Origin of the sequence: Haemophilus sp. HMSC066A11 (assembly GCF_001811665.1) — a bacterium.
In the GTDB taxonomy this organism is placed as follows: Bacteria; Pseudomonadota; Gammaproteobacteria; order Enterobacterales; family Pasteurellaceae; genus Haemophilus; species Haemophilus influenzae.
Genome location: NZ_KV805866.1, coordinates 458,317 through 484,047 on the forward strand (window position 1 = coordinate 458,317; position 25,731 = coordinate 484,047).

At 37.7% G+C, this 25,731-nt stretch carries 34 protein-coding genes; 12 read left to right on the plus strand and 22 right to left on the minus strand.

Features of this window, described 5'->3' with window-relative positions; all coding sequences use genetic code 11:
• Nucleotides 1-5: 5 nt before the first annotated feature.
• From pepP to ispC, 10 genes are all read left to right on the plus strand, one after another.
• Complete coding sequence (gene pepP, locus HMPREF2813_RS05195) at nucleotides 6-1,298, plus strand: Xaa-Pro aminopeptidase (protein WP_070646997.1); 1,293 nt, start codon at nucleotides 6-8, stop codon at nucleotides 1,296-1,298.
• 101 nt (nucleotides 1,299-1,399) lie between these two features.
• Nucleotides 1,400-1,825, plus strand: coding sequence for a universal stress protein UspA (uspA, locus tag HMPREF2813_RS05200; protein ID WP_005648375.1), 426 nt, complete (start codon nucleotides 1,400-1,402; stop codon nucleotides 1,823-1,825).
• A 199-nt stretch (nucleotides 1,826-2,024) separates the two neighbouring features.
• Nucleotides 2,025-4,649, plus strand: coding sequence for an alanine--tRNA ligase (gene alaS / locus HMPREF2813_RS05205; RefSeq protein WP_014551064.1), 2,625 nt, complete (start codon nucleotides 2,025-2,027; stop codon nucleotides 4,647-4,649).
• A gap of 77 nt (nucleotides 4,650-4,726) precedes the next feature.
• On the plus strand, nucleotides 4,727-4,918 hold the full coding sequence (gene csrA, locus HMPREF2813_RS05210; RefSeq protein ID WP_005632782.1) for a carbon storage regulator CsrA: 192 nt from the start codon (nucleotides 4,727-4,729) through the stop codon (nucleotides 4,916-4,918).
• Between the two features lie 21 nt (nucleotides 4,919-4,939).
• Nucleotides 4,940-5,827 carry a UTP--glucose-1-phosphate uridylyltransferase GalU gene (gene galU, locus HMPREF2813_RS05215; protein WP_014551065.1) on the plus strand — a complete coding sequence of 296 codons (888 nt, stop codon included), beginning with the start codon at nucleotides 4,940-4,942 and terminating at the stop codon, nucleotides 5,825-5,827.
• Between the two features lie 134 nt (nucleotides 5,828-5,961).
• Complete coding sequence (argH, locus tag HMPREF2813_RS05220) at nucleotides 5,962-7,335, plus strand: argininosuccinate lyase (RefSeq protein ID WP_014551066.1); 1,374 nt, start codon at nucleotides 5,962-5,964, stop codon at nucleotides 7,333-7,335.
• Nucleotides 7,336-7,479: 144 nt separating this feature from the next.
• Nucleotides 7,480-8,361 (plus strand): Hsp33 family molecular chaperone HslO, encoded by an 882-nt coding sequence (gene hslO / locus HMPREF2813_RS05225; RefSeq protein ID WP_014551067.1) that lies wholly within the window; start codon nucleotides 7,480-7,482, stop codon nucleotides 8,359-8,361.
• A gap of 173 nt (nucleotides 8,362-8,534) precedes the next feature.
• Nucleotides 8,535-10,151: a phosphoenolpyruvate carboxykinase (ATP) gene (gene pckA, locus HMPREF2813_RS05230; RefSeq protein WP_005648384.1), complete on the plus strand. Its 1,617-nt coding sequence runs from the start codon at nucleotides 8,535-8,537 to the stop codon at nucleotides 10,149-10,151.
• Between the two features lie 151 nt (nucleotides 10,152-10,302).
• Nucleotides 10,303-10,860 carry a ribosome recycling factor gene (gene frr, locus HMPREF2813_RS05235; RefSeq protein ID WP_005652401.1) on the plus strand — a complete coding sequence of 186 codons (558 nt, stop codon included), beginning with the start codon at nucleotides 10,303-10,305 and terminating at the stop codon, nucleotides 10,858-10,860.
• A gap of 108 nt (nucleotides 10,861-10,968) precedes the next feature.
• Nucleotides 10,969-12,162, plus strand: coding sequence for a 1-deoxy-D-xylulose-5-phosphate reductoisomerase (ispC, locus tag HMPREF2813_RS05240; RefSeq protein ID WP_048946820.1), 1,194 nt, complete (start codon nucleotides 10,969-10,971; stop codon nucleotides 12,160-12,162).
• 31 nt (nucleotides 12,163-12,193) lie between these two features.
• Here ispC and HMPREF2813_RS05245 read toward each other — a convergent pair whose 3' ends face one another.
• Nucleotides 12,194-13,003, minus strand: a complete 810-nt coding sequence (locus tag HMPREF2813_RS05245) for a sulfite exporter TauE/SafE family protein (protein ID WP_005685998.1) — start codon at nucleotides 13,001-13,003, stop codon at nucleotides 12,194-12,196.
• Between the two features lie 133 nt (nucleotides 13,004-13,136).
• Here HMPREF2813_RS05245 and HMPREF2813_RS05250 point away from each other — a divergent pair, with 133 nt between their 5' ends.
• Together HMPREF2813_RS05250 and HMPREF2813_RS05255 are read left to right on the plus strand one after the other, a co-directional pair.
• On the plus strand, nucleotides 13,137-14,198 hold the full coding sequence (locus HMPREF2813_RS05250) for an anaerobic sulfatase maturase (protein WP_048946819.1): 1,062 nt from the start codon (nucleotides 13,137-13,139) through the stop codon (nucleotides 14,196-14,198).
• Nucleotides 14,199-14,321: 123 nt separating this feature from the next.
• The gene (locus HMPREF2813_RS05255; RefSeq protein WP_005670086.1) at nucleotides 14,322-14,918 is read left to right on the plus strand and encodes a Crp/Fnr family transcriptional regulator; all 597 of its coding nucleotides are present in this window, start codon (nucleotides 14,322-14,324) and stop codon (nucleotides 14,916-14,918) included.
• A 127-nt stretch (nucleotides 14,919-15,045) separates the two neighbouring features.
• Here the strand turns inward: HMPREF2813_RS05255 and rplQ are convergent, their stop codons facing one another.
• The 21 genes from rplQ to rplP all read right to left on the minus strand — a co-directional run bounded on the left by rplQ (nucleotide 15,046) and on the right by rplP (nucleotide 25,719).
• Nucleotides 15,046-15,432, minus strand: a complete 387-nt coding sequence (gene rplQ / locus HMPREF2813_RS05260; RefSeq protein WP_005648400.1) for a 50S ribosomal protein L17 — start codon at nucleotides 15,430-15,432, stop codon at nucleotides 15,046-15,048.
• Nucleotides 15,433-15,472: 40 nt separating this feature from the next.
• Nucleotides 15,473-16,459: a DNA-directed RNA polymerase subunit alpha gene (locus HMPREF2813_RS05265; RefSeq protein WP_005655595.1), complete on the minus strand. Its 987-nt coding sequence runs from the start codon at nucleotides 16,457-16,459 to the stop codon at nucleotides 15,473-15,475.
• 31 nt (nucleotides 16,460-16,490) lie between these two features.
• A complete protein-coding gene (gene rpsD / locus HMPREF2813_RS05270) occupies nucleotides 16,491-17,111 on the minus strand; it encodes a 30S ribosomal protein S4 (RefSeq protein ID WP_005648404.1) in 621 nt (206 codons plus the stop codon).
• 27 nt (nucleotides 17,112-17,138) lie between these two features.
• On the minus strand, nucleotides 17,139-17,528 hold the full coding sequence (gene rpsK / locus HMPREF2813_RS05275; protein WP_005543603.1) for a 30S ribosomal protein S11: 390 nt from the start codon (nucleotides 17,526-17,528) through the stop codon (nucleotides 17,139-17,141).
• Nucleotides 17,529-17,543: 15 nt separating this feature from the next.
• Nucleotides 17,544-17,900 (minus strand): 30S ribosomal protein S13, encoded by a 357-nt coding sequence (gene rpsM, locus HMPREF2813_RS05280; RefSeq protein WP_005648406.1) that lies wholly within the window; start codon nucleotides 17,898-17,900, stop codon nucleotides 17,544-17,546.
• A 139-nt stretch (nucleotides 17,901-18,039) separates the two neighbouring features.
• Complete coding sequence (gene rpmJ, locus HMPREF2813_RS05285) at nucleotides 18,040-18,153, minus strand: 50S ribosomal protein L36 (protein WP_005625868.1); 114 nt, start codon at nucleotides 18,151-18,153, stop codon at nucleotides 18,040-18,042.
• 28 nt (nucleotides 18,154-18,181) lie between these two features.
• A complete protein-coding gene (gene secY / locus HMPREF2813_RS05290) occupies nucleotides 18,182-19,507 on the minus strand; it encodes a preprotein translocase subunit SecY (RefSeq protein WP_005652382.1) in 1,326 nt (441 codons plus the stop codon).
• A gap of 7 nt (nucleotides 19,508-19,514) precedes the next feature.
• Complete coding sequence (gene rplO / locus HMPREF2813_RS05295; protein ID WP_005648410.1) at nucleotides 19,515-19,949, minus strand: 50S ribosomal protein L15; 435 nt, start codon at nucleotides 19,947-19,949, stop codon at nucleotides 19,515-19,517.
• Nucleotides 19,950-19,952: 3 nt separating this feature from the next.
• Nucleotides 19,953-20,132, minus strand: coding sequence for a 50S ribosomal protein L30 (gene rpmD, locus HMPREF2813_RS05300; protein WP_005543631.1), 180 nt, complete (start codon nucleotides 20,130-20,132; stop codon nucleotides 19,953-19,955).
• A 6-nt stretch (nucleotides 20,133-20,138) separates the two neighbouring features.
• Nucleotides 20,139-20,639 (minus strand): 30S ribosomal protein S5, encoded by a 501-nt coding sequence (gene rpsE, locus HMPREF2813_RS05305; protein WP_005625871.1) that lies wholly within the window; start codon nucleotides 20,637-20,639, stop codon nucleotides 20,139-20,141.
• A 14-nt stretch (nucleotides 20,640-20,653) separates the two neighbouring features.
• The gene (gene rplR / locus HMPREF2813_RS05310; RefSeq protein WP_005625873.1) at nucleotides 20,654-21,007 is read right to left on the minus strand and encodes a 50S ribosomal protein L18; all 354 of its coding nucleotides are present in this window, start codon (nucleotides 21,005-21,007) and stop codon (nucleotides 20,654-20,656) included.
• A gap of 13 nt (nucleotides 21,008-21,020) precedes the next feature.
• Nucleotides 21,021-21,554: a 50S ribosomal protein L6 gene (rplF, locus tag HMPREF2813_RS05315; RefSeq protein ID WP_005655593.1), complete on the minus strand. Its 534-nt coding sequence runs from the start codon at nucleotides 21,552-21,554 to the stop codon at nucleotides 21,021-21,023.
• Between the two features lie 15 nt (nucleotides 21,555-21,569).
• Nucleotides 21,570-21,962, minus strand: coding sequence for a 30S ribosomal protein S8 (gene rpsH, locus HMPREF2813_RS05320; RefSeq protein ID WP_005625877.1), 393 nt, complete (start codon nucleotides 21,960-21,962; stop codon nucleotides 21,570-21,572).
• A 36-nt stretch (nucleotides 21,963-21,998) separates the two neighbouring features.
• On the minus strand, nucleotides 21,999-22,304 hold the full coding sequence (gene rpsN, locus HMPREF2813_RS05325) for a 30S ribosomal protein S14 (protein ID WP_005625879.1): 306 nt from the start codon (nucleotides 22,302-22,304) through the stop codon (nucleotides 21,999-22,001).
• 11 nt (nucleotides 22,305-22,315) lie between these two features.
• On the minus strand, nucleotides 22,316-22,855 hold the full coding sequence (gene rplE, locus HMPREF2813_RS05330; RefSeq protein WP_005625881.1) for a 50S ribosomal protein L5: 540 nt from the start codon (nucleotides 22,853-22,855) through the stop codon (nucleotides 22,316-22,318).
• Between the two features lie 17 nt (nucleotides 22,856-22,872).
• Nucleotides 22,873-23,184, minus strand: coding sequence for a 50S ribosomal protein L24 (gene rplX / locus HMPREF2813_RS05335; RefSeq protein ID WP_005635734.1), 312 nt, complete (start codon nucleotides 23,182-23,184; stop codon nucleotides 22,873-22,875).
• Between the two features lie 10 nt (nucleotides 23,185-23,194).
• The gene (gene rplN / locus HMPREF2813_RS05340) at nucleotides 23,195-23,566 is read right to left on the minus strand and encodes a 50S ribosomal protein L14 (protein ID WP_005548786.1); all 372 of its coding nucleotides are present in this window, start codon (nucleotides 23,564-23,566) and stop codon (nucleotides 23,195-23,197) included.
• Between the two features lie 281 nt (nucleotides 23,567-23,847).
• Entirely contained in the window at nucleotides 23,848-24,471 is a 624-nt protein-coding gene (locus HMPREF2813_RS05345) for a hypothetical protein (protein ID WP_014551070.1), read from the minus strand.
• A gap of 389 nt (nucleotides 24,472-24,860) precedes the next feature.
• Nucleotides 24,861-25,118 (minus strand): 30S ribosomal protein S17, encoded by a 258-nt coding sequence (gene rpsQ, locus HMPREF2813_RS05350; protein WP_005625886.1) that lies wholly within the window; start codon nucleotides 25,116-25,118, stop codon nucleotides 24,861-24,863.
• Nucleotides 25,118-25,309, minus strand: a complete 192-nt coding sequence (rpmC, locus tag HMPREF2813_RS05355; RefSeq protein ID WP_005625888.1) for a 50S ribosomal protein L29 — start codon at nucleotides 25,307-25,309, stop codon at nucleotides 25,118-25,120. Before rpmC ends, rpsQ begins: the two co-directional genes overlap by 1 nt.
• The gene (gene rplP / locus HMPREF2813_RS05360) at nucleotides 25,309-25,719 is read right to left on the minus strand and encodes a 50S ribosomal protein L16 (protein WP_005648425.1); all 411 of its coding nucleotides are present in this window, start codon (nucleotides 25,717-25,719) and stop codon (nucleotides 25,309-25,311) included. The genes rpmC and rplP overlap by 1 nt, the downstream gene beginning before the upstream one ends.
• Nucleotides 25,720-25,731: the final 12 nt, after the last annotated feature.

Here is a 25,731-nt window from a genome sequence, read left to right on the forward strand (position 1 = left end):
CTAGGATGGAATTGACTTATATGGCTAAATTGCCTAAAGAAGAATTTGAGGAACGTCGCACACGAGTATTCGCTCAAATGCAACCTAATTCAGCATTATTGCTTTTTTCTGAAATCGAAAAACGCCGTAATAATGATTGTACCTATCCTTTCCGTCAAGATAGCTATTTTTGGTATTTAACAGGCTTTAATGAACCGAATGCAGCACTGTTATTACTGAAAACAGAACAAGTAGAAAAAGCCATTATTTTTCTTCGTCCATGCGATCCGTTACTTGAAACGTGGAATGGTCGCCGATTAGGTGTTGAGCGTGCACCACAGCAACTTAATGTAAATGAAGCCTATTCTATTGAAGAATTCGCTACCGTACTGCCAAAAATACTGAAAAATTTGACCGCACTTTACCATGTGCCAGAAATTCATACTTGGGGTGATACATTGGTGTCAGAAAGTGCGGTGAATTTTAGCGAGATTTTAGATTGGCGACCAATGCTCAGCGAAATGCGCCTTATAAAATCGCCGAATGAAATCCGCTTAATACAACAAGCGGGACAAATTACGGCACTTGGGCATATTAAAGCGATGCAAACAACACGCCCAAATCGCTTTGAATATGAAATTGAAAGCGATATTTTGCATGAATTTAATCGCCATTGCGCAAGATTTCCTTCTTACAATTCCATTGTTGCAGGAGGAAATAACGCCTGTATTTTGCACTACACAGAAAATGATCGCCCATTAAATGATGGGGATTTAGTACTGATTGACGCTGGCTGTGAATTTGCTATGTATGCAGGCGATATTACCCGCACTTTTCCTGTAAATGGAAAATTTAGCCAGCCTCAACGTGAAATTTACGAGTTAGTTTTAAAAGCACAAAAACGTGCGATTGAGTTACTTATACCGGGCAATTCCATTAAGCAAGCCAATGATGAAGTTATTCGTATTAAAACCCAAGGATTAGTGGATTTAGGCATCTTGAAAGGAGATGTGGATACACTTATTGAACAACAAGCTTATCTCCAATTTTATATGCACGGATTAGGTCACTGGCTAGGGCTAGATGTGCATGATGTAGGTAGTTATGGACAAGATAAGCAACGGATACTCGAAATCGGCATGGTGATTACCGTTGAGCCTGGTATTTATATTTCAGAAGATGCAGATGTGCCAGAGCAATACAAAGGCATTGGCGTGCGCATTGAGGATAATTTACTGATGACTGAATATGGTAATAAAATCCTAACCGCTGCTGTCCCTAAAGAAATTGCAGACATTGAAAATTTAATGAATTTTTAATAAAAATGTTTAAATTGTGATCTAGTACACAGTTTTTTATTGCTCAAAATGTTAGCATTGGAGCCAGTTAAAAACCGAACCAATCAGTTAAGGAGTCGATTATGTACAAACACATTTTAGTGGCAGTAGATCTTTCTGAAGAAAGTCCAATTTTACTTAAAAAAGCAGTTGGGATTGCTAAACGCCACGACGCAAAACTTTCTATCATCCACGTTGATGTGAACTTTTCGGATCTTTATACTGGATTGATTGATGTGAATATGTCTTCAATGCAAGACAGGATTTCCACGGAAACACAAAAAGCCTTATTAGATTTAGCTGAAAGTGTGGATTATCCAATTTCAGAAAAATTGAGTGGCAGCGGCGATTTAGGACAAGTTTTAAGTGATGCCATCGAACAATATGATGTGGATTTATTAGTGACGGGACATCATCAGGATTTTTGGAGTAAGTTAATGTCTTCAACACGTCAAGTGATGAATACGATTAAAATTGATATGTTGGTTGTTCCACTTAGAGATGAATAATTAACAAAAAATTGTTTTTTGAATAATCTGAAATAACTTAAATTTTAACCGCACTTCTCAAATAGCGTCGTGAAGTGCGGTTTTATTTTGGAGTTTTGGCAAAAAGCCTTTTTATAAATTTCAAAAATATGCAAAAATAGGGCGATTTAGTTTTTATTTTTATTATGGGTAACAATATGGGTAACAAGGATTCTTTTTAATGAAAACAACAGCAGAAATAAGACAATCATTCCTTGATTTTTTCCATAGCAAAGGTCACCAAGTAGTTGAGAGTAGCTCACTTGTGCCGGAAAATGATCCGACTTTGCTTTTCACGAACGCTGGGATGAACCAATTTAAGGATGTATTCCTTGGAATGGATAAACGCCCTTATTCTCGAGCCACCACCGCGCAACGTTGCGTACGTGCTGGTGGTAAACATAACGACTTAGAAAATGTTGGTTATACCGCACGCCATCATACTTTCTTTGAAATGCTCGGTAACTTCAGTTTTGGTGATTACTTTAAACACGATGCCATTAATTTTGCTTGGGAATATTTAACTTCTCCACAATGGCTTGGTTTACCTAAAGAAAAACTATGGGTAACCGTATATGAAACCGACGACGAAGCCTACGATATCTGGAATAAAGAAGTCGGTGTTCCTGCTGAACGCATTATTCGCATTGGTGACAATAAAGGCTCACCTTACGCATCAGACAACTTCTGGGCAATGGGCGACACAGGTCCTTGCGGTCCTTGTACTGAAATTTTCTACGATCACGGCGATCATATTTGGGGCGGACCTCCAGGCTCACTAGAAGAAGATGGCGACCGTTATATTGAAATCTGGAACGTTGTGTTTATGCAGTTCAACCGTTTAGCAGATGGCACAATGGAAAAATTACCTCGTCCGTCTGTTGATACAGGTATGGGTTTAGAGCGTATTTCTGCTGTGTTGCAACATGTGAACTCAAACTACGAGATTGATATTTTCAAAACATTAATCGCTAAAACGGCTGAAGTTGTAGGTACAAAAGATTTAAGTAATAAATCATTACATGTTATTGCTGACCATATTCGTTCTTGTGCATATTTAATCGCCGATGGCGTTATTCCATCAAACGAAGGTCGTGGTTATGTATTACGTCGTATTATTCGTCGTGCAGTTCGTCACGGTCACTTATTAGGTGCTAAAGAAGCCTTTTTCTATAAACTCGTGCCAACTCTAATTGAAGTAATGGCTGAAGCTGGAAAAGATGTAAAAGCCAAACAAGCAAATGTTGAAAAACTATTACGTTTAGAAGAAGAACAATTTGCTCGCACTCTAGAACGTGGATTGAGCTTATTAGATGAAGCCCTTACTCAAGTGAAAAACAGCGTTCTTTCAGGAGAAGTTGCATTCAAACTTTATGACACCTACGGTTTCCCATTGGATTTAACAGCTGATGTATGTCGTGAACGCAATATCACTATTGATGAACAAGCGTTTGATCGTGAAATGGAAGCGCAACGCACTCGTGCTCAAGCCGCTAGCCAGTTTGGTGTGGACTACAACAGCGTTATTCGCGTAGATGGCGAAACTAAGTTTGAAGGCTATACTGAAGTAGAATCTCAGGCAAAAATTACCGCACTTTTCTATGATGGTAAATCAGTAGAAAGTATCGAAGCGGGTCAAAGTGCAGTCGTTATTTTAGAAAATACGCCGTTTTATGCAGAATCAGGTGGTCAGATTGGCGATAGCGGATATTTAAGCACACAAGGTGTAACCTTTAATGTGAAAGATACCCAAAAATATGGGCAAGTATTTGGACACATTGGGGAATTAACGCAAGGAAGTTTGAAAGTTGGACAATCAGTGAATGCGATTGTGGATGCTAAACGTCGCCACAACACATCACTCAATCACTCAGCAACACACTTATTGCACGCAGCCTTACGTCAAATTCTAGGTTTACACGTTGTACAAAAAGGCTCGCTTGTTTCAGATAAAGTCTTACGTTTTGACTTTGCACAACCAGAAGCCATTACCAAAGAGCAATTGAGTGAAATTGAAACATTAGTAAACCAAAAAATCCGCGCTAACTTCCCTGTTCAAACAGATATTATGGATATTGATTCCGCAAAAGCAAAAGGAGCAATGGCGCTCTTTGGCGAAAAATATGGCGATAAGGTTCGTGTATTAACGATGGGCGATTTCTCAATTGAGCTTTGTGGTGGGATTCACGCAAAACGCACTGGGGATATAGGTCTATTTAAAATTATTACTGAAAACGCAGTGGCTGCAGGCGTTCGTCGTATTGAAGCTGTGACTGGTGAAAATGCGATTGAATGGTTACATAATCAACAACGTATTCTGACCCAAAGTGCGGACTTATTAAAATCAGATGTAAATACTTTAGCGGAAAAAATCCAACAACTTCAAGAAAAAGCGAAGAAAGTGGAAAAAGAATTACAAGGTCTAAAAGAAAAAGCAGCAATGCAAGCTGGTTCTGATTTTGTAAAAAGTGCGGTCAAAATCAACGGTGTTTCTGTTATTGCACAACAATTAGATAGCATAGAAACAAAATCATTACGCGTAATGGTCGATGATTTAAAAAATCAGCTCGGATCAGGCGTAATTGCATTTGCATCAATATTAGATAAAAAAGTTAATCTCGTCGTTGGAGTAACAAATGATTTAACCGCCAAAATAAAAGCTGGAGAACTTGTTAATTTAATGGCTCAACAAGTTGGAGGAAAAGGCGGTGGTCGTCCAGATATGGCAATGGCAGGAGGTTCCCAACCAGAAAATGTGGCACAAGCTGTTAAAGTGGCACAAGACTGGTTAAACAAAAATCTGTAGTACGAGCTGGTTGGTGGGATGCCAACCGTTCCTTGATTGATAGGATATCTAATAAAGGCAAACTAAGGAGATAAAAGATGTTAATCTTAACTCGAAAAGTTGGCGAAAGTGTACTTATTGGAGATGATATTTCTATCACGGTTTTGAGTGTACGTGGAAACCAAGTTAAACTCGGTGTTGAAGCGCCTAAAGAAGTATCCGTTCACCGAGAAGAAATTTACCAACGAATTAAACAAACGAAAGATGAACCCTATTTAGGTTCCTCTTAGTTAAACAATGGATATGATAATATGAAAGCAATTATTCCTGTCGCCGGTCTTGGCACACGTATGTTGCCCGCCACGAAGGCGATTCCGAAGGAAATGCTCACTTTGGTGGATAAACCGTTAATTCAATACGTGGTAAATGAATGTGTAGCTGCTGGTATAAAAGAAATTGTGCTGGTAACACATTCATCAAAAAATGCTATCGAAAACCATTTTGATACATCTTTTGAGTTAGAAACTATGCTCGAAAAACGAGTGAAGCGTCAGCTTCTAGAAGAAGTTCGTTCTATCTGTCCAAAAAATGTAACGATTATGCACGTTCGTCAAGGTAATGCGAAAGGCTTAGGTCACGCCGTGTTATGCGGTCGTCCTTTAGTAGGAAATGAATCTTTTGCCGTTATGTTACCAGATGTATTATTAGCTGAATTTAGTGCAGATCAGAAAAAAGAAAATCTTGCTGCAATGATTCAACGTTTTAATGAAACTGGTGCAAGCCAAATTATGGTAACCCCAGTTCCGCAAGAAAATGTGAGTAGCTATGGTGTTGCAGATTGTGGTGGCATTGAGCTTAATGGCGGCGAAAGTGCAAAAATTAATAGTATTGTTGAAAAACCTTCTATTGAAGGCGCACCATCAAATCTTGCTGTGGTTGGGCGTTATGTTTTTTCAGCAGCAATTTGGGATTTGTTAGAAAAAACACCAATTGGTGTTGGCGATGAAATCCAATTAACCGATGCTATTGATATGCTAATTGAAAAAGAAACCGTTGAAGCATTTCATATGACAGGGGAAACTTTTGATTGTGGCGATAAAATTGGTTATATGGAAGCTTTCGTAGAATATGGTATTCGTCACGAAAAATTAGGTAAAGAATTTAAATCCTTTATCAAAAATTTGGCAAAAACGCTATAAATAGCACCAATATAGATAAAATGGGCAAAATGAAAAATTTTGTCCATTTTTGTTTTATTATTAATATAGAATATTGATTTATGAATAAATATGCACAATAATAGAATAATTAATTAAAACAAAAAGGAAAAATTATGGCACTTTGGGGTGGGCGTTTTACACAAGCCGCAGATAAACGTTTTAAAGATTTTAATGATTCATTACGGTTTGATTACCGTTTGGCAGAGCAGGATATTCAAGGCTCAATTGGCTGGTCCAAGGCCTTAGTAAAAGTGAATGTATTAACTGTTGAAGAACAGCATCAACTTGAGCAAGCACTAAATGAATTACTTGTTAAAGTGCGGTCAAATCCGCAAGCAATTTTACAAGATGATGCTGAAGATATTCATAGTTGGGTTGAAAGTAAGTTAATCGATAAAGTAGGCAACCTTGGTAAAAAATTACATACTGGTCGTAGCCGTAACGATCAAGTGGCAGTCGATATAAAACTGTGGTGCAAACAACGTGTGGTTGAGTTACAAGAATCAGTACGTAATTTGCAACGCCACTTAGTTCAAACCGCAGAAAACACACAACAAGCAGTAATGCCGGGCTATACCCATTTACAACGAGCTCAACCAATCACTTTTGCTCATTGGTGTATGGCATATGTGGAAATGTTCGACCGCGACTATTCACGTTTAACAGATGCATATAATCGTATGAATACTTGTCCACTTGGTAGTGGTGCGCTGGCTGGTACGGCCTATGCTGTAGATCGTGATTCACTTGCGCACGATCTTGGTTTTGCTTTCGCAACTAGAAATAGCTTAGATAGCGTCTCTGATCGCGATCATATCGTAGAATTACTTTCCATCGCCTCCCTCAGTATGGCACATCTTTCCCGCTTTGCTGAAGATATGATTATCTTTAACAGCGGAGAAGCAAATTTCGTGGAACTATCCGATCGTGTGACTTCTGGCTCATCATTAATGCCACAAAAGAAAAATCCTGATGCTTGTGAGTTAATTCGAGGCAAAACGGGTAGAGTAATTGGTTCATTAACATCTATGTTAATCACATTAAAAGGCTTGCCACTTGCGTATAATAAAGATATGCAAGAAGACAAAGAGGGTATTTTTGATGCCTTAGATACTTGGCAAAACTGTGTAGATATGGCAACGTTCGTCTTAGATGAATTGAAAGTAAATGTTGAACGTACTCGTGAAGCTGCGTTAAAAGGCTATTCAAACGCAACGGAATTAGCAGATTATTTAGTCTCGAAAGGTGTGCCTTTCCGAGATTCCCATCATATCGTAGGCGAAACAGTGGTTTATGCAATCGAAAAAGGCAAAGGGTTAGAAGATCTGACTATCCCTGAATTCCGCCAATTTAGTGAAGCAGTGGGAGATGATGTTTACGAGATTCTTTCTCTCCAATCTTGCTTAGACAAACGTTGTGCAAAAGGTGGCGTATCGCCATTGCGTGTTGCCGAAGCTATTGCAGAAGCCAAAACAAGATTTGCTTAATTAATATTATAACTTAGAGATCACATTGGATTTTACAAGCCTCTAAGTGCCACCTATTTATAAGCAAAAACACTTAAATAAAACGATCAAGACAAAAAGTGCGGAAAAAACCACCGCACTTTTTATCTCAATTAGGAATAATCAATGATCAATCAACAAGACTATACTCAAGACAATGACAAACTTTACCGTTATCTTTTCCAACATCGTACGGTTCGTGGGGAATGGGTTCGCTTAAATAAAACATTTACTGATACATTAAATACCCATCAGTATCCTAAAGCAGTACAGGATTTATTGGGAGAAATGATGGTAGCGACTAATTTACTCACTGCCACACTAAAATTTGACGGCAATATTACCGTACAAATTCAAGGCGATGGCCCATTACGCTTAGCATTAGTAAATGGTAATGATCAACAACAAATCCGCGCCCTTGCTCGAGTGGATGGCAACATCACTGAAAATATGAGCCTGCATAATATGATTGGTAAAGGCGTATTGGTCATCACTATTGCACCAAAAGAAGGCGAACGCTATCAAGGTGTAATTAGCTTGGATAAACCCACGATCACGGAATGCTTAGAAGATTATTTTGTACGCTCAGAACAGCTTCAAACTCAATTAATTATTCGTACTGGAAAATATGAAGGCAAGCCAGTGGCAGCAGGTATGTTATTACAAATTATGCCTGATGGTTCTAGTACACCAGAAGATTTTGAGCATTTAACTACGCTCGCAGCAACAGTAAAAGATGAAGAATTATTTGGTCTCCCTGCAGAAGAGTTACTCTATCGTTTATATCACGAAGAAACCGTCAATCTTTATCCAGCACAAGATGTACAATTTTTCTGTGGCTGCTCTGCTGAGCGTTCTAGTTCTGCATTACTGCTCATCTCTGATGAAGAAATTGACGAAATATTAGCCGAACATAAAGGCAGTATTGATATGCAATGTGAGTGTTGTGGCACACACTACTTTTTTAATAAAGAAGCGATTGAAAAATTAAAATCAACAAGAGTTTAAAAACAATCCCGACACAATGTCGGGATTTTTGCTCTATATCACAATATCACTAAAAAGAGGTAAAGCTCTTAAAAAAAATGTTTAAAAATGAGATCTACTTAACATTTTTTTATATTGACATCCATTATAATAAGCCACAGCTAAATTTTAATCTTACATATTAGAGGTGACCTATGACAGACTTAAATAAAGTGGTAAAAGAACTTGAAGCTCTTGGTATTTATGACGTAAAAGAAGTTGTTTACAATCCAAGCTACGAGCAATTGTTCGAAGAAGAAACTAAACCAGGTTTAGAAGGCTTTGAAAAAGGTACTTTAACTACGACTGGTGCAGTGGCAGTAGATACAGGTATCTTCACAGGTCGTTCTCCAAAAGATAAATATATCGTGTTAGATGAAAAAACCAAAGATACTGTTTGGTGGACATCTGAAACAGCAAAAAACGACAACAAGCCAATGAACCAAGCTACATGGCAAAGCTTAAAAGACTTGGTAACCAACCAACTTTCTCGTAAACGCTTATTTGTAGTTGATGGTTTCTGTGGTGCGAGCGAACACGACCGTATTGCAGTACGTATTGTCACTGAAGTAGCGTGGCAAGCACATTTTGTAAAAAATATGTTTATTCGCCCAACTGAAGAACAACTCAAAAATTTTGAACCAGATTTCGTTGTAATGAATGGTTCTAAAGTAACCAATCCAAACTGGAAAGAACAAGGTTTAAATTCAGAAAACTTTGTTGCTTTCAACTTGACTGAACGCATTCAATTAATCGGCGGTACTTGGTACGGCGGCGAAATGAAAAAAGGTATGTTCTCAATGATGAACTACTTCCTACCTCTCAAAGGTGTTGGTGCAATGCACTGCTCAGCTAACGTTGGTAAAGATGGCGATGTAGCAATCTTCTTCGGCTTATCTGGCACAGGTAAAACAACCCTTTCAACGGATCCAAAACGTGAATTAATCGGAGATGATGAACACGGTTGGGATGATGTTGGTATCTTTAACTTTGAAGGTGGTTGCTATGCGAAAACCATTCATCTTTCAGAAGAAAATGAACCAGATATTTACCGCGCTATCCGTCGCGACGCATTATTAGAAAACGTGGTTGTTCGTTCAGATGGTTCTGTTGATTTCGATGATGGTTCAAAAACAGAAAATACTCGCGTGTCTTACCCAATTTATCACATCGATAACATTGTAAAACCAGTTTCTCGTGCAGGTCACGCAACTAAAGTTATTTTCTTAACTGCAGATGCATTTGGCGTATTACCACCAGTATCTAAATTGACACCAGAACAAACTAAATACTACTTCTTATCTGGTTTCACAGCGAAATTAGCAGGTACTGAACGTGGTATTACTGAACCAACTCCAACTTTCTCAGCATGTTTCGGTGCTGCGTTCTTAACCCTTCACCCAACTCAATATGCTGAAGTGTTAGTAAAACGTATGCAAGCAGCGGGTGCTGAAGCTTACTTAGTGAATACTGGTTGGAATGGCACAGGCAAACGTATCTCAATCAAAGATACTCGCGGAATCATTGATGCAATCTTAGATGGCTCAATTGAAAAAGCTGAAATGGGCGAATTGCCAATCTTCAACTTAGCAATTCCTAAAGCATTACCAGGTGTAGATTCTGCAATCTTAGATCCTCGCGATACTTACGCAGATAAAGCACAATGGCAATCAAAAGCTGAAGACTTAGCAGGTCGTTTTGTGAAAAACTTTGTTAAATATGCAACTAACGAAGAAGGCAAAGCCTTAATTGCAGCTGGTCCTAAAGCTTAATTAAAAATACTAAAAATATTAACCGCACTTTGGGTAACTGAAGTGCGGTCATTTTTTATCTGTTTTCAAGCTGATAAATGTATTCAAAAATTTAAAAAAATCCAGTAAAATCACGGCGTTCTAACTTTCATCAATTAAAAAGGACAATGCAATGCTTAACCAAATTAAAAAAGATGCTCAAGATCGTATGGAAAAAAGCCTTGAAGCATTAAAAGGTCATATTTCAAAAATTCGTACTGGTCGTGCGCAACCGAGTTTACTTGATGCAATTCAAGTCGAATATTACGGTGCAGCAACGCCACTTCGCCAATTAGCAAACGTAGTGGCAGAAGATGCGCGTACATTAGCTGTAACTGTTTTTGATCGTTCTTTAATCTCTGCGGTAGAAAAAGCCATTTTAACCTCAGATTTAGGTTTAAACCCATCTTCAGCGGGTACTACAATCCGTGTTCCGCTTCCGCCATTAACAGAAGAACGTCGTCGCGATTTAATCAAGATCGTAAAAGGCGAAGGTGAACAAGGTAAAGTTGCGATTCGCAACGTACGTCGTGATGCGAATGATAAAATCAAAGCATTATTAAAAGACAAAGAAATCAGCGAAAACGAACAACATAAAGCAGAAGAAGAAATCCAAAAAATCACAGATATTTACATTAAAAAAGTAGATGAAGTATTAGCGGATAAAGAAAAAGAATTAATGGATTTCTAATCATAAAAAATGCGAAAGGCAGACAGTTTTGTCTGCCTTTATTTTATTAGGTATGCAAATTTAGACGTACCAATGAAAATATAATCAACAAAGTGCGGTAAAGATTCTATGCAAAAACAAAACATTGTCATTCTTGGTTCAACAGGATCAATCGGTAAGAGTACCCTTTCTGTTATTGAAAATAATCCTGAAAAATATCATGCATTTGCACTCGTCGGCGGAAAAAATGTAGAAACAATGTTTGAACAATGCATAAAATTCCGACCGCACTTTGTGGCTCTTGATGATGTAAATGCTGCTAGAATTTTACGTGAAAAATTAATTGCACATCATATTCCAACGGAAGTATTAGCAGGACAACGAGCTATTTGCGAACTCGCAGCACACCCAGATGCCGACCAGATAATGGCGTCGATTGTTGGTGCCGCAGGATTGTTACCGACTCTTTCAGCGGTTAAAGCGGGTAAACGGGTATTACTGGCAAATAAAGAATCACTGGTAACCTGCGGACAGCTTTTTATTGATGCCGTAAAAAACTATGGAGCGAAGCTTTTACCAGTAGATAGTGAACATAATGCTATCTTTCAATCATTACCGCCAGAAGCACAAGAAAAAATCGGTTTTTGCCCACTTTCTGAATTAGGTGTAAGTAAAATTATACTCACTGGTTCTGGCGGGCCATTCCGTTACACGCCACTTGAACAATTCACCAACATAACACCAGAACAAGCGGTTGCGCACCCTAATTGGTCTATGGGTAAAAAAATTTCTGTCGATTCAGCAACAATGATGAATAAAGGCTTAGAATACATTGAAGCTCGCTGGCTTTTCAACGCAAGCGCGGAAGAAATGGAAGTCATTATTCATCCACAATCGATTATTCATTCTATGGTGCGTTATGTTGATGGCTCAGTCATAGCTCAAATGGGAAATCCAGATATGCGTACACCAATTGCAGAAACTATGGCATATCCTCACCGCACTTTTGCTGGAGTAGAACCACTCGATTTCTTTAAAATCAAAGAGCTGACTGTTATTGAACCTGATTTTAATCGTTATCCAAATTTAAAACTGGCTATTGATGCCTTTTCTGCGGGTCAATATGCGACAACAGCAATGAATGCAGCTAATGAAATTGCCGTACAAGCATTTTTAGATCGTCAAATTAGTTTTATGGATATTGCAAAAATTAATTTGAAAACAATTGAGAAAATTTCGCCTTATACCATTCAAAATATTGATGATGTACTCGAAATTGATGCACAAGCAAGAGAGATTGCGAAAACACTAATTAGAGAATAGACCTAGAATAACTAGGTCTAGTTTATTCGATTTAATGGAATACAAATTCCAAAATGCACATATAGGCTGCAATACAAAATAAAATAATCGCCAATAATTTTCTTGTTAAAGCCGGATTCATTAATCCACGCAATTTCATTGAGAAGAAACTCATTCCAAATGAACCCAAGGTAACGACACCAACTACAAAAAAATTTACATACCCTAATTGACCACTTAGGCTGATATCATAGGGAAAAGCTCTAGTGAGATAGCCGTATAGATTACCAATACCGCCAATAATCATCATATAGTTCGTATAAACGGCAATTTGTTGCGTTTTTACCCCCTTTAATTGCCCGACAAGGGGCGCAAGAATAGAACCGCCTCCAATACCTGTAATACCCGCAATTAAGCCTCCTCCACAAAAACTAATACTACCTTTAGCTCGTTCTATAGGAGACATATTAAACACTTCTATTTGTATTCTCGATCTGTTCAAAAATGTTTTAATCGCTAGTGCACTTAAACTAACCGTAAAAATTAAACTAATTATCGCTGTAGAAAAATAAAAACTTAATTCAAAACCAATTTGCACCCCAATCACCATAGCAATAGACCATAAAATCATATTGATATAATCAATTTTGATTTTTTGCTTATAGAAAAATAATAAATTAATCAATGCGGTACACATCACAATAGTGAGTGACGTAGCTGAAATAACTTGAATCGGCAATTCGGGAAATAACGTACGTAAAATTGGCACCATCAATACCCCACCGCCAATACCAAAAATAGCAGAAACCATATTGGTACAAATACCGCAAATCAGTAAGATAAAAATTGTACTAAACGCCATCTTAGATCCTATTTAAAAATTCATTTAATCATACTTCATTTTGACGTAAGAGCATATGCGCAACTTATGATCGCTATCATATACAGTTAAAATTATTCTGCTATGATAAAAAGAATAAGGAGGATACGTAGATATGAATTCATTTCAATTAATGGCAAAACCTACTGGCTCAATTTGTAATTTAGATTGTAAATATTGCTTTTACTTGGAAAAACCTCACTTAAAGCAACGGGCTATGACTAATGAAGTATTAGAAGCCTATATCAAATCCTATATTGAAACAACGCCTCAACAACAAGTTACTTTCCTATGGCAAGGCGGCGAGCCAACCCTAGCAGGTCTTGATTTCTACAAAAGAGCGGTCAATTTTCAGCATAAATATGCTAATGGCAAACAAATTGAAAATTCTCTACAAACGAATGGGGTATTACTTAATGCCGATTGGTGCCGTTTTCTTCACGATCATCACTTCCTTGTAGGACTTTCTATAGATGGGCCTAAGCACTTACACGATACCTATCGTTTAACTAAAAATGGCAAAGGCTCATTTCAACAAGTAATGAATGCTCTCGATTTACTCTATAATTACCAAGTTTCTTTTAATACGCTAACTGTAGTACATAATCTTAATGTTCAATATGCTAAAGAAATCTACCATTTTTTGAAAAGAATAGGTTCATCTTATATGCAATTTATTCCACTAATGGGCGATTACAAACAACAAGCTACAGCAAAAGACTACGGTCAATTTTTAATTAATATTTTTGATGAATGGTATGCCAATGATGTCGGCAAAATTGGTATTCAATTTATTGAACAATGGTTTATGGCCTATCTTGGATTACAACCTGATTTATGTATTTTTCGTGAAACCTGCGATGATCAATTGGTTATTGAACAAAATGGCGATATTTATAGTTGCGATCATTATGTTTATCCTGAATATAAACTCGGAAATCTTATTGAAACCCCTCTAATACAGCTCCTTAATAATACGAAACAAAAGAATTTTGGTGCAGCGAAATCTTTTCTTTCCGAACAGTGTAAAATCTGTAAGTTTCGCTTTGCATGTCACGGAGGATGTCCAAAACATCGTACAATTCAAGGATTTAGTAAAGCACATAATCAACTTTGTGAGGCATATTATTCTGCACTTTCTCATATGGATCCATATTTAAAGTCATTTGCAAAATAAAATAATATTTATCTAGCTCAAAATTTTGTTAAACACTTCACATTTTTATAATTTGCTTATAGCAGAAAAATATAGAAATTTGTATAGTAATCTAAAGTTATTTATATATTAAAAGACGCCTTTATGTTTACATTGTCCTATTATCTACCACAAAACTTAAATAAATGTATTATTTCTGAGAGTAAAACTCTAGAAAAAAACAGCTTAATTTATGCACAAGGCGAGAAGCCTAAAGAATTTTATTTTTTAAAACAAGGGCTAGTTGGTCTGTATCATAGTCTGGAAAATGGCAAAGAAACATTGACTCGACTTTATCACGCTAATGAATATTTTGGTTTTCGTACTATTTTTAGTGAAACATCTTATCATTGCAGTGCAAAAGTATTAATGGAAGCCGATATAGTTAGAATATTTCCTGGTAATCACGCAAATTTTATTGCAAATAACCCTGATTTTTCTTGTTATCTTATGAAACAACTTTCCAATGAATTATATGATGCAGAACACCGAATAAGTAATACAGCTTATAAGCGTAGTTACGAACGTATTATTGATGCCATTGAAAATTTAACTGAAAGTTATCCCGATTATCCTTGGACCTACCGAGAAGTAGCGGAATTTTGTGGATGTGAAACTGAAACCGCAATTCGTATTAGTAGAGAGCTTAAAAAACAAGGAATTTTAGATAAAAATACACGACATCTACGAATATGCTCTTAAAATTTACCACTGCTCGCTGATTGTAAATAATATATCTAAGTAATGATTAAATCAGATAAAGATTTTTTTTAATATATAAAATAAAAAAGCCCACTATATAAAGTGAGCTTCTTTTTAGAATTAATTTTTATTCCTCAGTTGTTGCCTCAGCAACTTCTGGACGATCAACTAACTCAATGTATGCCATTGGTGCATTATCGCCTGCACGGAAACCACATTTCAAAATGCGAGTGTAACCACCTGCACGTTGAGCAAAACGTGGACCTAATTCATTAAATAATTTTGCAACAGTTTCAACGTTGCGAGTACGAGCGAATGCTAAACGACGGTTAGCAACGCTATCTACTTTTGCTAATGTAATTAACGGTTCAACTACACGGCGTAATTCTTTAGCTTTAGGCAAAGTAGTCTTAATGATTTCATGACTAACTAAAGCACTTGCTAAGTTACGGAACATCGCTTGACGATGACTACTATTACGGTTTAGTTGACGACCACTCTTACGATGGCGCATGATCTTATCCTTCTCAGAAAAATCTTAACCTATGACCAAACTAGTCTTCAGCAATACTTGCTGGCGGCCAATTTTCAAGGCGCATACCAAGTGACAAGCCACGAGAAGCAAGAACATCCTTAATTTCAGTAAGAGATTTCTTACCAAGATTAGGGGTTTTTAATAATTCTACTTCAGTACGTTGCACTAAATCACCGATATAATGAATTGTTTCTGCTTTCAAACAGTTAGCAGAACGAACTGTCAGCTCTAAATCATCTACAGGACGTAATAAAATCGGATCAAATTCCGGTTTTTCTTCCTTAATTTCAGGCTGACGAACATCACGTAAATCAACAAATGCATCAAGTTGCTCCGCCAAGATTGTTGCTGCACGACGAATTGCTTCTTCTGGCTCAAGTGCACCATTAGTTTCTAACTCAATAACGAGCTTATCCAAATCTGTACGCTGCTCAACACGAGCTGCCTCTACATTATACGCAATTCGTTCAACCGGACTATAACAAGCATCAACAAGCAAACGACCAATTGGACGTTCTTCTTGCGTATGTGTACGAGATGAAGCAGGAACATATCCTCTACCACGCTGAACACGTATACGCATACTAATTGAAGCGTTTTCATCAGTTAAATGACAAATCACATGATCTGGATTTACAATTTCAACATTACCATCATGGGTAATGTCCGCTGCAACAACAGGGCCAATTCCAGATTTATTTAATGTCAGAATAACGTCATCTTTATTCTGTACTTTAACCGCTAGACCTTTAAGGTTCAAAAGTACTTCAAGAATATCTTCTTGAACACCTTCCTTACTACTATATTCATGCAATACGCCATCAATTTCTACTTCAGTTACAGCACAACCTGGCATTGAAGACAGAAGGATACGACGCAATGCATTACCTAGAGTATGACCAAAACCACGCTCTAACGGTTCTAAGATCACTTTAGCATGTGTTGAACTAATTTGTTCAATATCTACTAAACGTGGTTTTAAAAATTCTGTAACAGAACCCTGCATTTTATCCTCTCTTTGGTTTTAAGCTTAACTATTATTTAGAGTAAAGCTCAACGATCAGATGTTCGTTAATGTCTGCTGATAAATCAGAACGTTCAGGAACACGTTTGAATACACCTTCCATTTTTGCAGAATCAACTTCTAACCATGTTGGTTTTTCTCTTTGCTCTGCTAATTCTAATGATGCTTTAATACGAGCTTGTTTTTTCGATTTTTCACGAATAGCAACTACATCATTTACAGAAACTTGGAAAGATGGAATATTAACAACACGACCATTCACAACAATTGCTTTATGACTCACTAATTGACGAGCCTCTGCACGAGTTGCAGCAAATCCCATGCGATAAACAACGTTATCCAATCTACCTTCTAATAACACTAATAAATTTTCACCAGTGTTACCTTTCAAACGGTTTGCTTCTTTATAGTAGTTACGGAATTGACGTTCTAAAATACCATAGATACGACGAACTTTTTGTTTTTCACGTAACTGACTACCATAGTCAGACAAACGCGGTTTACGAGCACCGTGCTGACCCGGTGCTGTATCAATTTTACATTTTGAATCAATCGCACGCACGCCTGATTTAAGGAATAAATCAGTGCCTTCACGACGGCTGAGCTTGAGTTTAGGACCCAAATATCTTGCCATTTTCTTTCTCCAACTATCCTATACGTCTTAAACACGACGTTTTTTCGGTGGACGACAACCGTTATGAGGAATCGGAGTCACATCAGTAATATTCGTGATACGGAAACCCGCTGCGTTTAACGCGCGAATTGTAGATTCACGACCTGGACCCGGACCTTTAACCATAACTTCCAAGTTCTTTAAGCCAAATTCTTTAACGATTTCAGCACAACGCTCTGCCGCAACTTGCGCTGCGAACGGAGTTGATTTACGAGAACCACGGAAACCTGAACCACCTGCAGTTGCCCAAGCTAGAGCATTACCTTGACGGTCAGTAATAGTAACGATTGTATTATTGAAAGATGCGTGAATATGTGCTACGCCATCTACAACTTGTTTTTTTACACGTTTACGTGCACGAACTGGTGTTTTAGCCATTCTTATTTACCCCGACTATTTTTTGATCGGCTTACGTGGACCCTTACGAGTACGCGCATTAGTTTTAGTACGTTGACCACGTACTGGTAAACTACGACGATGACGTAAACCACGATAGCATCCTAAGTCTAAAAGACGTTTGATGTTTAGTGTTACTTCACGACGTAAGTCACCTTCAACGGTAAATTTACCAACTTCGTCACGCAGTTTGTCAATCTGCTCTTCAGACAATTCTCTGATCTTAACATCTTCAGCAATACCCGCTGCTGCACAAATAGCTTGTGAACGAGTTTTACCAATACCGTAAATGGCAGTTAAAGCGATTACAGCGTGTTTATGATCAGGAATGTTAATGCCTGCAATACGGGCCACTATGCACTCCTATATTTTAATTAATTTGATATTCTGATCTTGAAAAGCCCGTTTTCAGGATACTCAAACAGAATATCAAGGACATAAATGAGTTGAGCAGTATAACTACTCAACTGGTTCTTGGCAAGAAAAATGTTAATTAACCTTGACGTTGTTTGTGTTTAGGGTCGCTACACAATACGCGTACAACACCCTCACGTTTAACAATCTTACAGTTACGACACATTTTCTTTACGGAAGCACGAACTTTCATTGCTTATCCTTTTACTTTAAATGAACAATTATTGTCCAAAACCCTTAAGGTTTGCTTTTTTCAACGCAGATTCATATTGAGAAGACATTAAATGACTTTGAACCTGAACGATGAAATCCATAATTACAACGACTACAATTAAAAGAGATGTTCCACCGAAGTAAAATTTAACATCCCAAGCCGATGTCATAATATAAGGAACTAAACATACAAACGTTACATAGAGACCGCCAATTAATGTAAGACGAGTCATCACTTTATCAATATAACGTGATGTTTGTTCACCGGGTCTAATTCCTGGAATAAATGCACCAGATTTTTTTAGATTATCTGCTGTATCACGAGGATTATATTGCATTGCTGTATAGAAAAAACTGAAGAAAATAATTGCAACAGCATAAACAAGCAAATAAAGTGGTTGACCAGGATTCAATAACATTGATAAATTATTTAACCATTCAAATTTATCATTTTGCCCAAACCATTGTGTTAATGTAGCTGGGAATAAAATAATACTTGAAGCAAAAATTGCTGGCATTACATTTGCCATATTCACTTTCAATGGTAAATGTGTTGAATGACCACCTAAAATTTGACGACCTTGCTGACGCTTCGCATATTCAACGCGAATTCTACGTTGTCCTCTTTCAACAAAAACAACAAAATAAGTTACTGCAAATACAATAGCTGCGATCAGAAGAAGAACTAATGGATGCATCTGTCCTTGACGAGCCTGCTCAATAGTTTGAAGAATAGCCGATGGTAAACCAGCTACAATACCGCCAAAAACAAGAATTGAAATACCGTTACCAATACCTCTTTCAGTTATTTGCTCACCCAACCACATAAGGAACATTGTCCCAGTGACTAAACTAACAACTGAAGTGAAGTAAAAACTAAATCCAACATTTGGCACTAAGCCAGACAACATATTTGGTAAGCCTGTTGAAATAGCTACTGCCTGAATCGTTGCAAAAACAACTGTCGCATAACGAGTATATTTAGAAATTTTACGCTGACCAGCAGCACCTTCTTTCTTTAATTCTGCTAAAGCAGGAGAAACCGTTGCAAGCAATTGAATTACAATAGATGCCGATATATATGGCATGATTCCTAATGCTAAAATGGATGCACGGCTTAGAGCACCACCAGAGAACATGTTAAACATGTCAATGATAGTGCCTTTTTGTTGTTCAACTAATTGAGCTAGAACAGCCGCATCAATACCAGGAACCGGAATGAATGAACCAATTCGATAAACGATAAGTGCACCTAAAACGAAAAGTAATCGGCTTTTTAATTCACCTTTACCGCTATTAGTACTTCTTGCTTGATAACCTGGTTGTTTAGCCATTTGCTAATTATTCCTCAATTGAACCGCCAGCAGCTTCAATTGCTGCTTTTGCACCTTTAGTTACACGTAAACCGCGTACCGTTACTGCAGATTTCACTTCTCCTGCTAAAATTACTTTAGCGAATTGGATATCTTTAGTTAAGATATTTGCTGCTTTTAATGTTTCTAAAGTTACTACATTACCTTCAACTTTGGTTAATTCATTTAAACGAACTTCTGCAGTCACTGCAGATTTCATTGAAGTAAAACCAAATTTTGGTAAACGACGGTATAACGGCATTTGACCACCTTCGAAACCGCGACGAACACCGCCACCAGTACGAGATTTTTGACCTTTATGACCGCGGCCACCAGTCTTGCCTAAACCTGAACCAATACCACGACCGAGGCGTTTAGCACTATGCTTTGCACCTTCAGCCGGAGATAGAGTATTTAAACGCATCTCTTACTCCTCCACTTTAACCATGTATGAAACTTGGTTAATCATACCACGTACTGCAGGCGTATCAATTAACTCAACAGTGTGGTGCATATGGCGAAGACCAAGACCACGCAAGGTAGCTTTATGCTTCGGTAAACGAGCAATTGAGCTACGAACTTGTGTTACTTTAATAGTTTTAGCCATTATTCATTACCCCAAGATTTCATCAACAGTTTTACCGCGTTTTGCAGCAACCATTTCTGGTGATTTCATATTTGCTAATGCATCAATAGTTGCACGAACAACGTTAATTGGGTTGGTAGAACCATACGCTTTAGAAAGAACGTTACGTACACCTGCAACTTCCAATACCGCACGCATTGCACCACCAGCGATGATACCTGTACCTTCACTTGCTGGCTGCATAAATACACGTGAACCAGTATGAACACCTTTAACTGGATGTTGTAATGTACCTTCATTTAAAGCGACATTAATCATATTGCGACGTGCTTTTTCCATCGCTTTTTGGATCGCTGCTGGAACTTCGCGAGCTTTACCATAACCAAAACCTACTCGGCCATTACCATCGCCCACCACAGTTAATGCAGTGAAACTCATAATACGACCACCTTTTACAGTTTTTGATACACGGTTTACTGCGATTAGCTTCTCTTGCAGTTCACCAACTTGTTTTTCGATGTTTGACATCTCAATTTACCTCATTAGAACTGTAGACCAGCTTCACGTGCAGCGTCCGCTAAAGTTTGGACACGACCATGATATTTAAAACCGGAACGATCAAAAGCAACAGCTTGAACGCCTTTTGCTAATGCACGTTCTGCAACAGCTTTACCTACTGCTGCAGCAGCATCTTTATTACCGGTGTATTTTACTTGCTCACGAATTGCTTTCTCAACAGTTGAAGCAGCGGCAAGCACTTCTGAACCGTTTGGTGCAATAACTTGTGCATAAATATGACGTGGAGTGCGGTGAATAACTAAACGAGTTACACCTTGCTCTCTCATCATATGACGTGCACGAGCTGCACGACGGATACGAGCTGATTTCTTATCCATAGTGTTACCTTAATTATTTCTTCTTAGCCTCTTTGATACGTACCACTTCATCAGCGTAACGTACCCCTTTACCTTTATAAGGCTCAGGACGGCGATAAGCACGAATATCTGCTGCAACTTGACCGATCAACTGTTTGTCTGCACCTTTCAACACGATTTCGGTTTGAGATGGACATTCTGCAGTAATACCTACCGGCAAAGTGTGCTCTACTGGGTGAGAATAGCCTAAACTTAATGCAATTGCGTTACCTTTAAGTTGAGCTCTGTAACCTACACCCACCAATACTAATTTTTTAGTGAAACCTTCAGTAACACCGATAACCATTGCATTAACTAATGCACGTGCAGTACCCGATTGAGCATTTGCTTCAACAAAACCTTCACGTGGAGTGAACGTAAATTGTCCGTTATCTTGTTTTACTTCAACTGATTCATGAATTTTGCGAGATAACTCGCCATTTTTACCTTTTACTGTTAATAGCTGACCGTCGAGTTTAACTTCAACGCCGGCAGGAATATTAACAGGTGCCTTTGCAACACGAGACATTTTCCTACCCCTCTATTAAGCTACATAACAGATGATCTCACCGCCTAAACCTGCTTGACGAGCAGCACGGTCAGTCATAACACCTTTAGATGTAGAAATAACTGCAACACCTAAACCGCCCATAACTTTTGGTAATTCATCTTTACGTTTGTAAATACGAAGACCAGGACGACTTACACGTTGGATGCTTTCTACAACTGGTTTGCCTTGGAAATATTTTAAAGTAATTTCCAATTCAGGTTTAGCACCTTCTAAAACTTTTACGCTTTCGATATAACCTTCAGCAGCTAATACGTTGGCAATTGCCACTTTTAGCTTGGAAGAAGGCATATTGATTGCAACTTTGTTCGCAGCTTGACCGTTACGAATACGGGTCAGCATATCTGCGATTGGATCTTGCATACTCATTGTACTTTTTCTCCGATTCCAAAATAAAGTGGTATATTACCAGCTCGCTTTTTTAAGGCCTGGGATTTCACCGCGCATTGCAGCTTCACGAACCTTAATTCGGCTTAAACCAAACTTACGTAAAACGCCATGAGGACGTCCAGTTTGGCGGCAACGGTTACGTTGACGAGATGGGCTAGAATCACGTGGTAAAGTTTGTAACTTTAACACTGCATCCCAACGATCTTCATCAGAGGCATTGACATCAGAAATGATTTTCTTTAATTCAACACGTTTTGCGTAGAATTTTTCAGCCAATTTAACGCGTTTTACATCGCGTGCTTTCATTGATTGTTTAGCCATTATAACCTGCCTTATTTACGGAATGGGAAATTAAAGGCAGCAAGTAGTGCTTGACCTTCTTCATCATTCTTAGCAGTAGTTGTGATAGTGATATCTAAACCACGTACACGATCTACTTTATCGTAATCGATTTCAGGGAAGATGATTTGTTCACGCACACCCATGCTATAGTTACCACGACCATCGAATGATTTCGCACTTAAGCCGCGGAAGTCACGAATACGTGGAACAGCAATTGTAATCAAACGTTCAAAGAACTCCCACATACGCTCACCGCGTAGTGTTACTTTACAACCGATTGGATATCCCTGACGGATTTTAAAGCCAGCAACAGATTTACGAGCTTTAGTTACTAAAGGTTTTTGACCGCTGATTGCTGCTAAGTCCGCTACTGCGTTGTCTAGCAATTTTTTGTCGGTCAATGCTTCACCCACACCCATATTCAGGGTAATCTTTTCGATTCGTGGGACTTGCATGACAGATTTGTAGCCGAATTTATTTTTTAATTCGCTTACTACTTGATCTCTGTAGTAATCATGCAGTTTCGCCATCGCATTACTCCAGTTTGTTAGATAATTTCATTGTTAGATTTGAAGAAACGTACTTTTTTGCCGTCTTCGAATCTAAAACCTACACGGTCAGCTTTATTTGTTTTAGGATTGAAAATCGCAACATTTGAAGCGTCAATTGCAGCTTCTTTTTTCACTAAACCACCAGCTTTTCCTAATGCAGGAACTGGTTTTTCATGTTTAGTAATGATGTTGATACCTTCAACAAACACTTTACCGTTTGGTAACACTTTAGTTACCTTACCACGCTTGCCCTTATCTTTACCAGTAAGAACAATTACTTCATCATTTTGACGGATTTTAGCAGCCATTACATTCCCCTTACAGTACTTCTGGAGCTAAAGAAATGATCTTCATGAATTTCTCAGAACGAAGTTCACGAGTCACTGGTCCAAAAATACGAGTACCGATTGGTTGCTCAGTGTTATTATTTAAAATTACACAAGCGTTACCATCGAAACGAATAACTGAGCCATCTGGGCGACGAACACCCTTCTTGGTGCGCACAACAACTGCTTTTAATACATCACCTTTTTTTACTTTACCGCGTGGAATTGCTTCTTTTACAGTAATTTTGATGATGTCACCAATCGCAGCATAACGACGGTGCGATCCACCTAGAACCTTGATACACATTACGCTGCGAGCGCCTGAATTATCAGCAACATCCAGCATAGTCTGTTCTTGGATCATATTAGTGCTCCGTTAAGATTAAAAAAACACCCTTTCGGGACGAACCCATCCACACTATTCAGATAGAATGGCAGATAGGCGGCGGATTTTATCAAAAGAAAAAGAGAAAGGCAATGATAATTTAGCTTCCTCTTATTGATCTATTTACTAATATAATCCAGTTAAAATTTACCGCACTTTTGGAATTATAAAAATATCCTCATCCTCTCAAAAATTTATCGAATGAAAAATAAACTGCAGAAAAAATGAAATGCTCTCTTCTCTTACCTTAGATAAATTCATCAGTTTTTAGATTTTGGGAAAATTTCCTTGCCTAAAAGCCAAAGATACCGATCGAGTTCTTTTAAATTAAATCTGTCTAATTTATAAAATCTTTGAAAATCTATCAAAACCTCTTTAAATTTTCTGTAATTTTTTAAATCTTTCCTTTTAAAGGCTGAAAATTTATCTACTTTATTAAAATAGAGGAGAACTTGCTCCACATAGCTATCATAAATTGGGAAAGCAATTGGATTATGATGACTACAATATTTAGTTGCAAAAGAGTAAAAATACTTCTCCTTACCACCAATTGTTACTTCTCCTAATTCACGAACTAATTCAATATCACCAGATTTTAAACGTTTATCTAGATCTTTAATACCCAAAATATGCTTTGCAACATAATGAATAGCAAATATATTTGTACTATAAACATTGTTAGGAATATTTATATTATCAAGCACTGGCTCTATAAAAGTATCATCTAACAAATATAATCCTGCTACATATTCTCCTAATAAGATTCCAAAAGTCTCTCGATCATATATATCTGCTTCTGTATCCAAATCATTTTCATCATAAAACTCTGTGATGCCAATCTCCTCTTCTTGATAAGGAAGATCATGTATTAATATATACTTCATTGTATCAGATAAATGGCACCACCAATCCCAATCTTCATTAGAAATATTCCCAATAGTATCTGTATCATTGATAAGTTCTTCTGGGAATTTATCCTCTGCTAATTTTATCGTTTCTTTACGGGTATCAACGCCGTTGATGAAATTAATTAATCTATGACCAAAATAACGAGTATTCCACTCATCAGAATATTCAAAACCAAGATCTTCAGAAATTTCTCTTAAGTACCATTATTAAAAATATTTTTTTCAGTATTTGTTTAGGTGTTATGTCAATAACACCTAAAAGAAAAAGTGCGGTTAAAATTCATTGAATTTTAACCGCACTTTAAAAACAAAAAAGCCAATAGATTTACACTATTGGCTTTTATTTTATTACTCTTTGTTATTAATTAAGCAATAACTGCTTTTTCAACAACACGAACTAAAGTCCAAGATTTGGTTTTTGATAGAGGGCGACATTCGCGAATCTCTACGGTATCACCAACTTTGGCTTCATTGTTCTCATCGTGTACGTGTAATTTAGTTGTACGACGGATAAATTTACCATATAAAGGGTGTTTTACCTTACGTTCAATAGCAACAACGAAAGATTTTTCCATTTTGTCGCTAACAACTTTACCTTGTACGCTACGAATTTTATCAGTCATTACTCACCCGCCTTTTCGGTTAATACAGTTTTTACACGTGCAATATCACGACGCACTTGTTTAGCCTGATGGGTTTGTTGAAGCTGACCGGTGGCTGTCTGCATACGCAACTTGAATTGTTCACCTAAAAGGTTTACTAATTCAGCATTCAGCTCTTCAACACTTTTTGTACGTAAATCTTGAGCTTTCATTACATCACCGTCTTAGTTACGAAAGTGGTCTTAACTGGCAATTTAGCAGCTGCTAATGCAAATGCGTTTCTTGCTACTTCTTCAGACACACCATCCATTTCATAAAGCACTTTACCCGGTTGGATTAAGGCTACCCAGTACTCAACGTTACCTTTACCTTTACCCATACGGACTTCTAATGGTTTTTCAGTAATTGGTTTATCTGGGAATACACGAATCCAGATTTTACCTTGACGTTTTACTGCACGTGACATTGCACGACGTGCCGCTTCGATTTGACGAGCGGTTAAACGACAACGACCAACTGCTTTTAAACCGTAAGTACCGAAACTAACTTCAGTACCGCTCGCGATACCACGGTTGCGGCCTTTGTGAACTTTACGGAATTTTGTACGTTTTGGTTGCAACATTTAGCGTTTCTC

Coding starts and splice junctions, on each gene's coding strand:
- HMPREF2813_RS05250 (WP_048946819.1), top strand. CDS start 13,137: ATGAATTCATTTCAATTAATGGCAAAACCTACTGGCTCAATTTGTAAT.
- rpsK (WP_005543603.1), bottom strand. CDS start 17,528: ATGGCTAAAACACCAGTTCGTGCACGTAAACGTGTAAAAAAACAAGTT.
- rpsQ (WP_005625886.1), bottom strand. CDS start 25,118: ATGACTGATAAAATTCGTAGCGTACAAGGTAAAGTTGTTAGCGACAAA.
- frr (WP_005652401.1), top strand. CDS start 10,303: ATGCTTAACCAAATTAAAAAAGATGCTCAAGATCGTATGGAAAAAAGC.
- rplF (WP_005655593.1), bottom strand. CDS start 21,554: ATGTCTCGTGTTGCAAAGGCACCTGTTAATATTCCTGCCGGCGTTGAA.
- rplO (WP_005648410.1), bottom strand. CDS start 19,949: ATGCGTTTAAATACTCTATCTCCGGCTGAAGGTGCAAAGCATAGTGCT.
- alaS (WP_014551064.1), top strand. CDS start 2,025: ATGAAAACAACAGCAGAAATAAGACAATCATTCCTTGATTTTTTCCAT.
- csrA (WP_005632782.1), top strand. CDS start 4,727: ATGTTAATCTTAACTCGAAAAGTTGGCGAAAGTGTACTTATTGGAGAT.
- rplN (WP_005548786.1), bottom strand. CDS start 23,566: ATGATCCAAGAACAGACTATGCTGGATGTTGCTGATAATTCAGGCGCT.
- uspA (WP_005648375.1), top strand. CDS start 1,400: ATGTACAAACACATTTTAGTGGCAGTAGATCTTTCTGAAGAAAGTCCA.
- rpsE (WP_005625871.1), bottom strand. CDS start 20,639: ATGTCAAACATCGAAAAACAAGTTGGTGAACTGCAAGAGAAGCTAATC.
- secY (WP_005652382.1), bottom strand. CDS start 19,507: ATGGCTAAACAACCAGGTTATCAAGCAAGAAGTACTAATAGCGGTAAA.
- rplQ (WP_005648400.1), bottom strand. CDS start 15,432: ATGCGCCATCGTAAGAGTGGTCGTCAACTAAACCGTAATAGTAGTCAT.
- argH (WP_014551066.1), top strand. CDS start 5,962: ATGGCACTTTGGGGTGGGCGTTTTACACAAGCCGCAGATAAACGTTTT.
- HMPREF2813_RS05245 (WP_005685998.1), bottom strand. CDS start 13,003: ATGGCGTTTAGTACAATTTTTATCTTACTGATTTGCGGTATTTGTACC.
- rpsH (WP_005625877.1), bottom strand. CDS start 21,962: ATGAGTATGCAAGATCCAATCGCAGATATGCTGACCCGTATTCGTAAC.
- pepP (WP_070646997.1), top strand. CDS start 6: ATGGAATTGACTTATATGGCTAAATTGCCTAAAGAAGAATTTGAGGAA.
- HMPREF2813_RS05255 (WP_005670086.1), top strand. CDS start 14,322: ATGTTTACATTGTCCTATTATCTACCACAAAACTTAAATAAATGTATT.
- rpmC (WP_005625888.1), bottom strand. CDS start 25,309: ATGAAAGCTCAAGATTTACGTACAAAAAGTGTTGAAGAGCTGAATGCT.
- HMPREF2813_RS05345 (WP_014551070.1), bottom strand. CDS start 24,471: ATGAAGTATATATTAATACATGATCTTCCTTATCAAGAAGAGGAGATT.
- HMPREF2813_RS05265 (WP_005655595.1), bottom strand. CDS start 16,459: ATGCAGGGTTCTGTTACAGAATTTTTAAAACCACGTTTAGTAGATATT.
- rpmD (WP_005543631.1), bottom strand. CDS start 20,132: ATGGCTAAAACTATTAAAGTAACACAAGTTCGTAGCTCAATTGCTCGT.
- hslO (WP_014551067.1), top strand. CDS start 7,480: ATGATCAATCAACAAGACTATACTCAAGACAATGACAAACTTTACCGT.
- rplX (WP_005635734.1), bottom strand. CDS start 23,184: ATGGCTGCTAAAATCCGTCAAAATGATGAAGTAATTGTTCTTACTGGT.
- rpsN (WP_005625879.1), bottom strand. CDS start 22,304: ATGGCTAAACAATCAATGAAAGCACGCGATGTAAAACGCGTTAAATTG.
- rplP (WP_005648425.1), bottom strand. CDS start 25,719: ATGTTGCAACCAAAACGTACAAAATTCCGTAAAGTTCACAAAGGCCGC.
- ispC (WP_048946820.1), top strand. CDS start 10,969: ATGCAAAAACAAAACATTGTCATTCTTGGTTCAACAGGATCAATCGGT.
- galU (WP_014551065.1), top strand. CDS start 4,940: ATGAAAGCAATTATTCCTGTCGCCGGTCTTGGCACACGTATGTTGCCC.
- rplE (WP_005625881.1), bottom strand. CDS start 22,855: ATGGCGAAACTGCATGATTACTACAGAGATCAAGTAGTAAGCGAATTA.
- rplR (WP_005625873.1), bottom strand. CDS start 21,007: ATGGATAAGAAATCAGCTCGTATCCGTCGTGCAGCTCGTGCACGTCAT.
- pckA (WP_005648384.1), top strand. CDS start 8,535: ATGACAGACTTAAATAAAGTGGTAAAAGAACTTGAAGCTCTTGGTATT.
- rpsD (WP_005648404.1), bottom strand. CDS start 17,111: ATGGCAAGATATTTGGGTCCTAAACTCAAGCTCAGCCGTCGTGAAGGC.
- rpmJ (WP_005625868.1), bottom strand. CDS start 18,153: ATGAAAGTTCGTGCTTCCGTAAAGAAAATGTGTCGTAACTGTAAGATT.